The organism is Streptococcus gwangjuensis (genome assembly GCF_028156745.1).
In the GTDB taxonomy this organism is placed as follows: Bacteria; Bacillota; Bacilli; order Lactobacillales; family Streptococcaceae; genus Streptococcus; species Streptococcus gwangjuense_A.
This window is the reverse complement of record NZ_JAODJG010000026.1, coordinates 34657-48258: the sequence shown is the minus strand read 5'-3', so window position 1 is coordinate 48258 and position 13602 is coordinate 34657. Positions and strand designations below refer to the sequence as shown.

The window sequence follows — 13602 nt, the reverse complement described above, 5'->3', positions numbered from 1 at the left end:
GTCAGTAACATATATATACGGTAAGGCAACGCTGACGTGGTTTGAAGAGATTTTCGAAGAGTATTAACTGAAAAGCATGACTAGGAATATCATTGAATGTGGTTAGCTAAATCTTCCTGAGCTTTTTTATTTGACTCAGCTTTTTCTTTCAGCCATTTTTCATAGAGTTCTTGGTACTGTTTAGCAGTTACTGGCTCTTTTTGCAATTCAACATATTTGTAGTTGTCAGAATCTCCTTTGTGCCCAACAAATGAGAATGGACCTGTAAACGGAACTGTCTTACGGAAAATTGGATTAGCTCCTCCACTTTGAACCGGTAGGAAGAGAGCACTATCTGTCAACCAAGCTTGAACTTCGGCAAATTTTTCATAGCGAGCTTGAGTATCTGTGATTTCCGCATCAGCCTGATCCAAGAGTTTCTTATAGTCAGAAAGACCAATCTTGTCCTTAACTTCCTTATCTTTTCCTTCAGACAAGCCCATGTTTTTCAACTGAGAACCAGAGTCTGGATCCAAGAGATCAAGATAGGTTTTCGGATCTGAGAAGTCCCCACTCCAACCCGAGATATCAATGTCGTAATCCTTTTGATCGGCGGTGTCCGCAAAGAAAGTTGCCTGGTCTTTTTCATCTGGAGAAAGTTGGATAACGTCGATAACTACATTATCCTTACCAAGAGTTTCTTCCACAGTTTGTTTGAAAGAGCCAGCCTGTTGCACATCTAACTTAGCAGTTTGGTCAACTGGCATATCCAAATGAATTGGGAAAGTTACTCCCTGAGCTTGCAGGCTTTCTTTGGCCTTAGCAAACTTCTCTTTGGCCTTTTCAGGATTCAAGAAGGCTTGCTTACCATCATTTAGGTTGATGTTTGCCCAATCTTTACCGTAGTTGACAATTTTCTCATTGACAATGTCACCGAAGTTCTTATCGCCAACTTGGACAAAGTTACTTGGTGTAACTGTGTTACGCAAGATACGATCTGCTCCATCTTCACCATTTGTCTGTGCTGCATAGGCATGACGGTCAAAGGCAAAGTTGATAGCCTGACGGAAATCCTTATTTTGCATAGCTGCACGTGAATCTGTCTTTTCCTTATCAGACTGTTTCATAGTCTGCTTGTAGCTTTGACGATTAACGTTGAAAAGATAATAGAAAGTAAGTGAGTTTTGCGGTGTGTAGGTAATCTTGTCCTCATTCCCCTTTTTGAGTTCAGCAAACACTGAACTTGTAGGGAAGATACGTCCGTCTGTATAGTTTCCCTCTAAGAAACCTCGGGCCAAACTATCTTGGTCTGAACCGTCAAAGAAAGAGAGTTTCACTTTCTCAATTTTGACATTGTCCTTATCCCAATAGTTAGGATTTTTATCAAATTCAATCAAAGATTTGGATGTGAAGGACTTAAACAAGTAAGGACCATTTGACAAGATACTTGACGGTGTCACACTTCCAAAGTCATCTCCCTTAGCCTTCAAGAAGGCTTCATTTACCGGACTAAGGATACTTGCTGTTGTTTTAGAGTTCCAATAAGTCTCTGGTTGATTGAGGGTGTATTGTAGTGTGTAATCATCCACCGCCTTAACACCAACAGTCCCAAAATCAGATGATTTCCCTTCAACATAGTCTGCTAGCCCTTTGATAGAGTCTTGTACCAAGTACAAGTTTTCAGCCTTTTTATCAGCCGCATACTTGAGACCAGTCACAAAGTCATGAGCTGTTACGTCCGCATACTCTTCTCCTTCAGAAGTGTACCATTTAGCTCCCTGACGGATTTTATAAGTGTAGGTCAAACCATCTTTTGACACAGTCCATGACTCAGCCATAGAAGGAATGAGATTGCCATACCGGTCATTTTCCAACAAACCATCAATCAAGTTGGTTGTGATGCTAGAAGTGGAACCACGTGTTGAAGTAATGTAGTCCAATGTATCCGGATTGCTGGCAAATACATAAGAGTAGGTTTTATCTGCATTACTTGATTGGGAAGACCCACATGCTGCTAAAGCTAGACCTGCTGTCAAAGCCATAGCTCCAAAAAGCATAACTTTTGATTTCTTCATGATTATTCTCCAATTTTACAGTATGTGAAATATTATACACTATTTAAGTAAAAACATAAAGCTTTTTGTACTTTTTTACAAAAATAAAAATCAGTAGACTCGAGTTCCTACTGATTTTTGATAGAATTCGTTTGGATTATGCAGCCAAAACTTTGCGTCCTTTACGACGACGAGCTGCCAATACGCGACGACCGTTTTTAGTTGACATACGGTTACGGAATCCGTGTTTGCGCGCACGACGAAGTTTACTTGGTTGATAAGTACGTTTCACGATGAATACCTCCTCATAGATTTTGTATTCGTTTAGCCGGCTATAAAGTGATCAGTTACTAAACATACTTTACTATTCTATCTGATTCTTTCACTTTTGTCAATAGCTCTAGACAAATGTTTCCAGCTTTTTCGAATGTAAGCCCTATCTACGATACTGTTTCAAGAAACGAGTCATCTTTTCTTGGATTTGGGCTAGTTCATCAACACGAGGAAGGTAAACGATACGGAAGTGGTCTGGTTCCTGCCAGTTAAAGCCTCGACCATGAACCAAGAGAACCTTTTCCTGCTTCAAGAAATCAAGGACAAACTGTTCATCATCATCGATACGGTACATATTGCGGTCGATTTTAGGGAAGATATAGAGTCCAGCCTTAGGTTTAACCGCAGACAAACCTGGAATATCTTGAATGGCATTGTAGATGAAATTTCTTTGCTCATAAATTCGTCCACCAGGAAGGAGCAATTCATCAACTGATTGGTGACCACCCAAGGAAGTTTGTACGACTTGTTGGGCCAAAACGTTAGAGCAAAGGCGCATATTGGATAGCATATTGAGCCCTTCTATATAGCCTTTAACGTGTGTCTTAGGTCCAGACAAGACCATCCAACCCACACGGAAACCAGCAATACGGTGGGATTTTGACAGGCCATTCATGCTGACACAGAAGACATCTGGTGCCAAACTAGCCACAGGCGTATGCACATGTCCATCCATTACCATGCGGTCGTAAATTTCATCCGCAAAGATAATCAAATCGTTTTGACGGGCAATCTCAATAATTTCCAGCAAGAGTTCCTTAGGATAAAGGGCCCCAGTTGGGTTGTTTGGATTGATAAGGACGATTGCCTTGGTATTAGAAGTGATTTTTGACTTGATATCGTCAATATCTGGGTACCATTCTGCAGCTTCATCACAAATATAGTGAACGGCATTTCCTCCAGCTAGGCTGACAGCTGCTGTCCAGAGAGGATAGTCTGGCATTGGCACTAAGACCTCATCCCCATTGTCCAAAAGCCCCTGCATGGACATGACAATCAACTCACTGACACCATTTCCAAGGTAGATATCATCAATATCTACATTTGGGAATTTCTTCAATTGGCAATACTGCATAATGGCCTTACGGGCTGAGAAAATCCCTTTGGAGTCAGAATATCCTTCACTATCCCGCGCATTCATAATCAAGTCATGAATGACCTCGTCTGGCGCTGTAAAGCCAAATTCTGCTGGATTTCCTGTATTCAGACGTAAAATCTTTTCTCCGTTTGCTCGCATCCGCATGGCTTCTTCCAAAACAGGACCACGGATATCATAAGCAACATGCTCTAACTTACTAGACTTGTTATATTCTTTCATCTTGTTTCCTCAATTCATCAGGATAGTAACATTATACCACTAGAACGAAAATGCGACAAGTTTACTGAAATGTGTTACTAAAATCCTATAGAAGAAAAGCCTCGCTAAAAGCGAGGTCAAGACAGGGGAGATAGCAGGTATTTTGCGAAAGTCACATCACATACCAAAAGATAAACCTAGAAAAAGCAAGCCTAAAAAGGAGTCATAAAGAAGATTGAACATGAGGAAAAGTCCCCATATCATCAAGTAATCCCAACGCCCACTTCGTTTTGCAACCAGGAATAATAGAAAATGGTAGAGTAGGTGAAAGACTAAAAAGCCAACAAAACCTGGATAGAGAAGCGGAATTAGCTTCTCTAATTGCCAGACCATGATAACTTCTAGCAAGACTGAAGCTAGGATGATTCCATAATAAAGGAAATTTGAATTTTTTGTTTCTTGAAAAGAGCTTTTCATCATTCTCCCTCCCTTCACTTGTTTCCTGCTATCCTTTCTTTTATTTTATCATATATTTATATAGTTTTTAAGCGCTAACATTCTTTTGAAAAATACTTTTTTTACTTTACTTCTATAGTGAAAAGGTTTACAATAATAGTAAGAAAATTTCAGGAGGTTTCATTATGGCACAACGTTACCAAAATATCATGGTCGCAATCGATGGTTCTAAAGAAGCGGACTTGGCTTTTGTCAAGGGAGTTCATTCTGCTCTACGAAACGACGCTAAGCTCACCATCGCACATGTCATTGACACACGCGCGCTCCAAAGCGTATCCACCTTTGATGCTGAAGTTTACGAAGAACTCCAAGTCGACGCTGAAAGTCTGATGAAAGAGTACGAAAAACGTGCTAAAGATGCTGGTGTGGCAGATGTTCATATCGTCATTGAAATGGGAAATCCAAAAACCCTCTTGGCACGTACTATTCCCGATGCTGAAGAAGTGGACCTCATCCTCGTTGGCGCAACTGGTCTCAACGCCTTTGAACGCCTCTTGGTCGGTTCTTCATCTGAATACATTCTCCGCCATGCTAAGGTTGATTTACTGGTTGTGAGAGAACAAGAAAAAACCTTATAATCACAAAGAAAAGGAGCCCCTAGCTCCTTTTTGTTTACTATTTATACTCTTCGAAAATCTCTTCAAACCACGTCAACGTCGCCTTGCCGTACTCAAGTACAGCCTGCGGCTAGTTTCCTAGTTTGCTCTTTGATTTTCATTGAGTATTATTTCTCTCTTTATGGCGTTCATAAGCCTTGAGCTGGCGCTGCAGTTCCTTTTTAATCGCAGGTTCTGGAGCATATTTTTCTTCCCAATCATCTGGTTTTAAGATTTTGTGGGTCACTGGATCAAAATGAGCCTTGCCATCTGGGAAAATTTTCCCCATATTGGCCTGATGAACAATATCAAAAATACGTTCTGGATCCACCCCCATCAAAACAAAACTACCATAGGTAAAATAAAGCGTGTCAATCAGGGCATCTACCTGCCCTATCAAATCTTGCTGAGCAGGCGTCTTCTTAGCTACTTTATCTGCTGCCTTATCAAGAGCTTGATGAAGTTGCGATAGTGCTTGACCAAAGTCCTCTTCAGAGGGACTGGCTGCTCGAACAAACTCCACCAATTCTTCTATTTTAAAGCCAGCCCTGTGGGTTGCACCTTCTAAATCCCAAGCTCGTGGTTCTTCTTGGGTCCGTTCATCCATCATGTGGTGGAAGGTCTTGACCTTATTGAAATGATAGTCACGGCTGACAAAGACTTTTTCTGAGGCCAGAACACCAAAATGTTCCAAGGCCTTGTGGATTCCGTCTTGCTGATTGCTAGTGGTGATGTGCTTGGCCACTTCCTTGACACTGCTACTACCATTTCCCATAGCGACCGACATACCGACACCCGCCAGCATTTCTAGGTCGTTATCTGAGTCACCAAAGGCCATGACTTGGTTGAGATCAAAACCATATTCTTTCCCGACTCGTCGAATGCCTTCCAATTTAGAGTTTCCTTGATTGATGACATCTGCTGCAAAAGGATTGCTACGTGTCAATTTCAAATCTTCAAAATCAGCTGCCGCCTTCTCAGATTCTTCTGGCGTCATCAGCATCAAAACTTGGTAGATAGGCTGATTCATCAGTTGAAGCAGGTCTTCTTCCTTTTGGGGAACAACCTTGCTGACCATACGATTAAAGGAATGACTCACCGTCCGAGTTAAAACTGAGGGAACGAAGCGACTGATTCGTTGGGAAAAAGAGCCCAGACCAAAGGACATGATTTTAGAACCCAGCATGGCATCCTTGGTCCCTAGGGCAATCTCCTTGCCCTCTTTTTTAGCATACGTAATAAGCTGGCGCAAATGTAACTTGGAAATAGGACTCGTGAACAAGACTCTGTCTTTAGTAAAGATATACTGGCCATTATAGGTTACTGCGAAATCTAGATCTAAATCGTCCATCAATTCCTTAACAAAAAAAGGTCCTCGACCCGTTGCTACACCAACAAGCACCCCTTGTTCTTTGACAATCTTAATCGCGTCCTTAGTGGATTTCAAAACACTCTTGCGATCGTTAACCAAGGTTCCATCGATATCAAAAAAAACAGCTTTGACTTCCATCCTATCCCAATCTCCCCTTTTGTGATACAATGATTATACCACATTTCAGAAAGAGTGAGTAAATCATGCCTAAGAAAATCCTTGTTTTACATACAGGTGGAACTATTTCCATGCAGGCCGATGCTTCTGGCGCTGTTGTAACTAGTTCAGATAATCCCATGAACCATGTGTCCAATCCTCTTGAAGGAATCCAAGTCCACGCCCTAGACTTTTTTAACCTGCCAAGCCCCCATATCAAACCCAAGCATATGCTAGTCCTCTACCAGAAAATTAAAGAGGAAGCTGCTAACTACGATGGAGTGGTAATCACACACGGGACCGATACTTTAGAGGAAACAGCCTATTTCCTTGATACCATGGAAGTTCCCCATATGCCTATCGTTCTAACAGGGGCCATGCGTAGCTCTAACGAACTCGGCAGCGACGGTGTTTATAACTATCTGAGTGCTTTACGGGTGGCTAGCGATGACAGGGCTGCGGACAAAGGGGTTTTGGTTGTTATGAACGATGAAATCCATGCTGCCAAGTATGTTACCAAAACGCATACGACCAACGTCGGCACCTTCCAGACCCCAACACATGGACCACTTGGTCTGATTACGAAGCGGGAAATCCTCTACTTCAAAACAGCTGAACCTCGTGTTCGCTTTGACCTTGATCACATACAAGGCTTAGTCCCTATCATCTCTGCTTATGCTGGTATGACAGATGAGCTGATTGATATGCTGGATTTGGAACAATTGGACGGTTTGATTATCCAAGCCTTCGGGGCGGGCAATGTTCCCAAAGAAACGGCTCAAAAATTAGAAAGCCTTCTACAAAAAGGAATCCCAGTCGCCCTGGTTTCACGATGCTTTAACGGTATTGCAGAACCTGTTTATGCCTACCAAGGTGGGGGCGTGCAGTTGCAAAAAGCAGGTGTCTTCTTTGTTAAAGAACTCAACGCCCAAAAAGCCCGCTTGAAACTCCTCATTGCCCTCAATGCTGGACTAACCGGACAGGCTTTGAAAGACTATATGGAAGGGTAAGTCTCTTCTCTAAAAACAAATCAGGAAATCTACACGATTCCCTGATTTTTTCTATTTACGTTTTCGTGTCGAACGACGTTCTGTCAAACCATGAGGTAAGAGAACTTCACGTTCTTCCAACTCTTCCTTGTGCATAATCTTAGTCAACATACGCATACTAATAGCACCAAGGTCATAAAGAGGTTGGGCAATAGTGGTCAAGTTTGGACGAGTAAAGCGAGAGACCTGTGAATCATCACTAGTAATGATTTCAAACTCTTCTGGTACTGACACACCCTTATCAGCAAGGCCGTTCAAGACACCTGCTGCCAACTCATCACCTGTTACAACTGCTGCAGTTGCATTTGATGAAATCAAGCGTTCTGCCAAGGCATAGCCATCTTCATAAGTGTATTTAGACTCAAATACCAATCCTTCGCTATAAGAAATCCCTGCTTTTTTCAAGGCTTCCTTGTAGCCAACCAAACGAACCTTACCATTGATATCATCCACTAGTGGACCGCTTACAAAAGCAATGCGCTCATTTTCTTTAGCAAGGTAGGTCACTGCATCAATCGTTGCTTGTTTGTAGTCAATATTGACACTTGGAAGCTGATGTTCTACATCCACAGTTCCTGCAAGAACAACTGGTGTTCGAGAGCGAGAAAACTCTGAACGAATTTTTTCAGTCAAGTGGTAGCCCATAAAGATGATACCATCCACTTGCTTAGAAAATAGTGTATTGACAACTGAAACTTCCTTGTCATCGTCCTCATCACTATTAGCAAGGACAATATTGTACTTGTACATTTCAGCGATATCATCAATCCCTTTGGCAAGCGTTGAGAAATAACCATTGGTAATATTGGGGATCACGACACCGACAGTGGTTGTCTTTTTACTTGCAAGACCACGCGCCACGGCATTTGGACGGTAATCCAAACGATCAATCACCTCAAGCACTTTTTTACGGGTATTCTCTTTTACATTCTTATTGCCATTGACTACACGGCTAACCGTCGCCATTGAAACTCCTGCTTCACGGGCGACATCATAAATCGTTACTGTATCGTCTGTATTCATTCCATTTCCTTTCTATATCATACCTCACGAGACTCCAAAAAAGAGACGGTATGAAAATTTCGTTTTCATGTTTCTACTTATTCCATTCTATCACTATTTGTAAACACTTTCAAGTATTTTTTGAAGATTATTTGAAAAAAATTTCATAGAAAACTATGTTTATAAAGAAAAAAACACCTTTTCTTGATTTTTAATCCTATTTGCTGTATGATAAGGGAAAAGAAAGGGGGCAGAAATATGGCTTTTACCAATACCCACATGCGATCGGCTAGTTTTGGCATTGTTACCAGCTTGCCTGATGATGTGATTGACTCTTTTTGGTATATTATTGACCATTTCTTAAAAAATGTCTTTGAATTGGAAGAAGAACTCGAGTTTCAATTGCTCAATAACCATGGAAAAATCACCTTCCACTTCTCAAGTCAACACCTCCCTACAGCTATTGATTTTGACTTTAACCATCCTTTCGACCCTCTTTATCCGCCAAGGGTACTGGTTTTAGACATGGACGGTAGAGAAACGATACTCCTCCCAGAAGAAAATGACCTATTTTAATACTCAAGGAAAATCAAAGAGCAAACTAGTAAGCTAGCCGCAAGATATACTTGAGTACGGTAAGGCGACGCTGACGTGGTTTGAAGAGATTTTCGAAGAGTATAAAAACTCTAGCCTTCAGTTACAAGTGACTGAAAACTAGAGTTTTTCTATTTTTTCAAAGCATTATACAAGTTGCGGATAGGTTGCTTTAAGGTAGGATGGATAAAATGAGGTGCAAGTTCTTGTAAGGACTCAAGGACAAAAAGACGTTCTGCTATGTAAGGATGAGGCAAGATAAGGTCGTCTGTATAAATGACCTGGTCCTCCACAAAGAGCAAGTCCAAATCAATCAAACGAGGTCCCCAATGCACTTCTCTCACCCGTCCCATCTCTGACTCAATATCTAACAAGATCTCTAATAAAACTGGGGCAGGTAGCCATGTTTCTACCTCAACCACTTGATTAGCAAAGCTATCCTGCTCCACACCACCCCAAGGCTCCGTCGTCAAGACACTGGACTCTTTGAGAATATGGATACCACGAGATCGCAGTTTCTCAATGGCTTGTTTCAAGTTTGCTTGCTTATCCCCCATATTGCTTCCTAAGGCGATAAAGGCCCGTTGCTTGCGGCGATGAATGGTTACCGAGCAAGTATCTAGTGGCAAATGCACCGGTGCCCAAGGTTTTTTCAGTTCCAACTTCATTTCTTGGACAAGAGGATAAGTTTCAAAGGTACGCTCTACCAGTTTATAGGCTACCGTTTCAATCAAGTCATCAGTTGTTTCCTGAAACCAAGTCGTCCACTGCTGACACAATTCCCCATAATGGACAGAGGCTGTTAAATCCAAGTCTGTAGCCGCCTTGGTCATATCATAGGATAGGATTGCGGAAATAACAAACTTCTGCCCCAATTCTTTCTCACTAGGAAAAAGACCATGATAGGCAAAAATTTCCAAATCCTTAATCTGCAGTTGATCCATAATGATTCCTTTCTAGAAAAATCCACCCAAAGCGGATTCTTTTTTATAGTCCCATTAAACGATAAGCCTGATCTCGAAGGTCCTTATCTGCTTCAAATAAACCACGAGCTACTGTTGTCAAGGTTGCAGTTCCTGGTTTTCTGACACCACGCATGCTCATACACATATGTTCCGCCTCAATGACAACAAAGGCTCCTTTAGCACCTAGGTAGTCCATCAAGGCATCGGCCACTTCGATATTCAAACGTTCTTGAATTTGTGGTTTTTTCGAATAAACTTCAACCGTTCGAGCTAGCTTAGACAAACCTGCCACACGGCCATCTGGAATATAGGCAATGTGCGCTTTCCCATAAAATGGTAAGAAGTGGTGTTCACACATGGTATGGAAAAAGATATCCTTTTCTACCACCATATTATCATCAATAATCTCAAAGGATTTTGACAAATGTTCCTCCGCTGTTTGACCAAGACCTGAAAAAATCTCTTGGTACATACGAGCCACACGAGCAGGTGTTTCCTGCAAGCCCTCGCGGTTAGCGTCCTCTCCGACAGCCTCGATAATCATTTTTACTGCTGCTTCAATCTTTTGTGTATCCATTCTCGTTCTTCCTCTCCATCAGATAGGCTCTCACTTGGCTCAAGAAATACAAGGAACCCGTGACAATCCTAACTGTTTTTTTCTCTTCTTTTTTATCTGTAAATTTCTGCTCTAGAAAATCCTGCCAACTTTGGAAGCTGAGATTTCTAGACTTAGCTGCCTCTTTCAGCACGCTTTCATCCGTCGCCCGACTATCGTCAAAATGTGTCAGGGTAAGCTCGGTATCTGGCATGGTCCCCAGCAAGTCCAACATATCCTCCAAAGCCTTGGTTTTGATACAAGTAAAGAGGATTTCCTTATGATAATCCGCAAAGCGTTCTTGCAAGGTTGCTACTAAAGCCTTGATGGCATGAGGATTGTGGGCCCCATCCAAAATCATCAAGGGGTCTCTAGACACAACTTCCAAACGACCCGGCCAACTTGTTTCTTCCAAGGCTTGAGCAAGCAAGTGATTGCTTGCTAGCTCTCGACCCTCTTCTTGACAAAAAGTATCAAGTAAAGCTATGGCCATCCCAGCATTCTCTATCTGGTGCAAACCAAGCAGGCCAGTCTGGAAACGACCTTGTCTGAGAGAACTAGTATAATTAAAGACTTCCCCTGTCATCACACTCTTTTGATGACCAACCTGATAATCTGCCCCGTAGGCAAGTCTCGGCGCATCTTTCCCTTCCGCAATGCGGTCAATCACAGTCAAAGCTTCTGGAGCGATACGACCTGTCACCAAGGGAATTCCTTGTTTGATAATACCAGCTTTCTGCTCTGCTATGGCTTCCAAGGTGTCACCAAGTAGGACTACATGATCCAGCCCAATTGTCGTAATGCCTGTTAAAATTGGCTGGCAGACATTGGTACTATCCAAGAGTCCACCCATGCCGACTTCCATGATGGCCACATCTACTTGCTCTGAGGCAAAGTAATCATAGGCTATGGCTGTGATAATCTCAAACTCGGTTGTCTCCTGCAACTTGGCAGCCGATTCCCCCTCAAGCAAAGACTGATAGTCTGCCATGAGGGCTTCTAGTCTAGCCTCGGGAATGGATTCCCCATTGATACTAATCTGGTCTGTGTAATGAATGAGATAGGGGGAGTTGAAAACACCAACTCTCATCCCTAGCTTTTCTAGCATATTTTTCAAAAAAGCAATGGTAGACCCCTTGCCATTGGTCCCTCCGATATGGATGACCTTGAGTTTTAGATGGGGATTGCCACGCAAAGCTAATAGTTCCACCATTCGTTCCAAACCAAAATGCGGCTGGTCCGCCCAGTAGTTAGCAATCCACTGATTATTTTCAATTTCTTTCATCTTATTTATATTGTTTTAAATCTATATTTTCCGCTTCATCAGCCAGACGAATGGCGGAGGCAATTTCAACTGCCATCTTATGACTAGCTACGTCATGCACGCGCACCACTTCTACACCCTGTCTCGCAGCAATACTGGTTACATGAGCCGAAGCCATATCTCGATTGCGGAAACCAAGTTCTGTCTCAGGATTGACTTCAAAACCATTTTCTTCTAGGATATTGATGACAAACCGCTTGCGCGAAACTCCAAGAAAGATTGGATAGCCTTTCTGATGTAGTTTATCCAAGTCCCGTAAAAGAAGCAGATTTTCTTTCTTGGTCAGCCCAAAGCCAATTCCTGGATCCAACAGGATATTTTCCTGTGCAATCCCAGCTTCCTCTGCTCTCGCTAAAGCTCTGTCAAAGAAAGCCTCCATCAACTCTTCGATTGGCAATTTTTCAAAGTCAGCTATCTCTTCTACTGTAAAAGCTTGATCAAAGCCAAAATGAGGAAATATAAGCGAGCTAGGATGCTGAGGTCGAGCCATAACAGGATTAAACATGATGACCACTTTCGCTCCAGCATTAGCAATCACATGGGCCATTTTTTCATCACCCATGAGGCCTGTAATATCATTGACTAGATTGGCACCAGCAGCCAATGCGGCCCCTGCTACCTGACTTTTCCAAGTATCAATGGAGATGAGGACATCACTTTCCTTGCGAATAGCTTTAATCACTGGAACAACACGCTGGATCTCCTCTTCTATTTCAACATAGCTACTTCCCGGCCGAGTTGATTCTCCGCCAATATCGAGCATGCTGGCTCCTTCTGCTATCAATTTACGAGCCTGCTGGAGCGCTTGCTCAAGAGCAAAAAATTGACCACCGTCCGAAAAGGAGTCTGGGGTTACATTGATAATTCCACAAATAGCTGTCTTTGCATGATTAGCTTTACTTGACATATCGGTCACTCCCTCAAGGCTTTTCATCATATTATTTCTCTATTTTACCATAAAAAGAAAAAGATGGACACGATTGCATTCATCTTTTTCCCAGTAGAAACAAGTAAGCAATTGTCAAAAATCTTAAACAGAAATCCCTAATGTCCGACTCATGATCACCACAAGAGCCAACAAACAGAAAGCAACCCCATTAACAATCATGTGAAGTAAGATAGACATTTCCAAACGTTGGGTCTTGTAAGCCGTCCAAGATAGAACCGTGGACATACCTCCATAAATCAATAAAGAAGGTAAATTACTTGGTTGGTGCAATAAAGCAAACACAATCGTACCTACTATAAATCCCAAGTTCTCCTTGCCTCGGAAAATCTTTTTAGGAACAATTCCACGACACAAGATTTCCTCACAAATTGGAGCAAGCAAGGCCAGCAAGAAGAAACTGGAAATCAACGAACTATTCTGAACCATATCGTTAATCTGAGACTGGTTAGCTGTTGTCGTCTCATTTGACAGTTGTAACAAGATAGAACCAAGTATATTTGAACAGATAATGACTAAATAACTTAATCCCAATCGTGCCAAATCCTTAGCTCTAAAAAAAGAAAAATTAAAACTTGCCAACTGCGTTTTACGAGCTCCAATAATAAATAGCACCAGAACCACAATCGAAATACCAGCAACTATCAGTCCTGACTGCAACAGTGGTACTTCATTTAAAGTTAAAATAGCAGTAACCCCTATAGGAATCTGATATAAAATTGTCGCCAGAAAAAAGATTAACAGCCAACCTGCACGATTCAATAATTCTTTCCACATATTTTTCACTTTCATCACCTATCTCCTTTGTATTCAAAAAGGGGGAA

The 13602-nt window shown here is 42.0% G+C and carries 14 protein-coding genes; 3 read left to right on the top strand and 11 right to left on the bottom strand.

The window, feature by feature from the left end:
• Positions 1 to 89: 89 nt before the first annotated feature.
• The 4 genes from N5909_RS01870 to N5909_RS01855 form a co-directional block, all read right to left on the bottom strand.
• Positions 90 to 2054 (bottom strand): peptide ABC transporter substrate-binding protein, encoded by a 1965-nt coding sequence (locus N5909_RS01870; protein ID WP_033681219.1) that lies wholly within the window; start codon positions 2052 to 2054, stop codon positions 90 to 92.
• 136 nt (positions 2055 to 2190) lie between these two features.
• A complete protein-coding gene (rpmH, locus tag N5909_RS01865) occupies positions 2191 to 2325 on the bottom strand; it encodes a 50S ribosomal protein L34 (protein WP_000831905.1) in 135 nt (44 codons plus the stop codon).
• Between the two features lie 144 nt (positions 2326 to 2469).
• Positions 2470 to 3684, bottom strand: a complete 1215-nt coding sequence (locus N5909_RS01860; protein ID WP_000666455.1) for a pyridoxal phosphate-dependent aminotransferase — start codon at positions 3682 to 3684, stop codon at positions 2470 to 2472.
• Positions 3685 to 3840: 156 nt separating this feature from the next.
• Positions 3841 to 4143, bottom strand: a complete 303-nt coding sequence (locus tag N5909_RS01855) for a hypothetical protein (RefSeq protein WP_033681216.1) — start codon at positions 4141 to 4143, stop codon at positions 3841 to 3843.
• Positions 4144 to 4304: 161 nt separating this feature from the next.
• Between N5909_RS01855 and N5909_RS01850 the strand changes: the two genes are divergently transcribed.
• On the top strand, positions 4305 to 4757 hold the full coding sequence (locus N5909_RS01850) for a universal stress protein (protein ID WP_000079148.1): 453 nt from the start codon (positions 4305 to 4307) through the stop codon (positions 4755 to 4757).
• A gap of 136 nt (positions 4758 to 4893) precedes the next feature.
• Here N5909_RS01850 and N5909_RS01845 read toward each other — a convergent pair whose 3' ends face one another.
• Positions 4894 to 6285 carry a Cof-type HAD-IIB family hydrolase gene (locus tag N5909_RS01845; protein WP_271630703.1) on the bottom strand — a complete coding sequence of 464 codons (1392 nt, stop codon included), beginning with the start codon at positions 6283 to 6285 and terminating at the stop codon, positions 4894 to 4896.
• Positions 6286 to 6350: 65 nt separating this feature from the next.
• Between N5909_RS01845 and N5909_RS01840 the strand changes: the two genes are divergently transcribed.
• Positions 6351 to 7313, top strand: a complete 963-nt coding sequence (locus N5909_RS01840; RefSeq protein WP_125409786.1) for an asparaginase — start codon at positions 6351 to 6353, stop codon at positions 7311 to 7313.
• A 51-nt stretch (positions 7314 to 7364) separates the two neighbouring features.
• Here the strand turns inward: N5909_RS01840 and ccpA are convergent, their stop codons facing one another.
• On the bottom strand, positions 7365 to 8375 hold the full coding sequence (gene ccpA / locus N5909_RS01835) for a catabolite control protein A (protein WP_001090628.1): 1011 nt from the start codon (positions 8373 to 8375) through the stop codon (positions 7365 to 7367).
• A gap of 237 nt (positions 8376 to 8612) precedes the next feature.
• Between ccpA and N5909_RS01830 the strand changes: the two genes are divergently transcribed.
• Entirely contained in the window at positions 8613 to 8930 is a 318-nt protein-coding gene (locus tag N5909_RS01830; protein WP_033681210.1) for a DUF960 domain-containing protein, read from the top strand.
• Positions 8931 to 9079: 149 nt separating this feature from the next.
• On the opposite strand, the gene folK is transcribed toward N5909_RS01830, so the two are convergent.
• The 5 genes from folK to N5909_RS01805 all read right to left on the bottom strand — a co-directional run bounded on the left by folK (position 9080) and on the right by N5909_RS01805 (position 13570).
• Entirely contained in the window at positions 9080 to 9892 is an 813-nt protein-coding gene (folK, locus tag N5909_RS01825) for a 2-amino-4-hydroxy-6-hydroxymethyldihydropteridine diphosphokinase (protein ID WP_033681208.1), read from the bottom strand.
• A gap of 43 nt (positions 9893 to 9935) precedes the next feature.
• Complete coding sequence (gene folE, locus N5909_RS01820; RefSeq protein ID WP_033681206.1) at positions 9936 to 10490, bottom strand: GTP cyclohydrolase I FolE; 555 nt, start codon at positions 10488 to 10490, stop codon at positions 9936 to 9938.
• Positions 10471 to 11793: a bifunctional folylpolyglutamate synthase/dihydrofolate synthase gene (locus N5909_RS01815; RefSeq protein ID WP_033681205.1), complete on the bottom strand. Its 1323-nt coding sequence runs from the start codon at positions 11791 to 11793 to the stop codon at positions 10471 to 10473. The genes folE and N5909_RS01815 overlap by 20 nt, the downstream gene beginning before the upstream one ends.
• A gap of 1 nt (position 11794) precedes the next feature.
• Complete coding sequence (gene folP, locus N5909_RS01810; RefSeq protein WP_033681204.1) at positions 11795 to 12769, bottom strand: dihydropteroate synthase; 975 nt, start codon at positions 12767 to 12769, stop codon at positions 11795 to 11797.
• A 93-nt stretch (positions 12770 to 12862) separates the two neighbouring features.
• Positions 12863 to 13570, bottom strand: coding sequence for a CPBP family intramembrane glutamic endopeptidase (locus N5909_RS01805; RefSeq protein WP_271630701.1), 708 nt, complete (start codon positions 13568 to 13570; stop codon positions 12863 to 12865).
• Positions 13571 to 13602 lie beyond the last annotated feature (32 nt).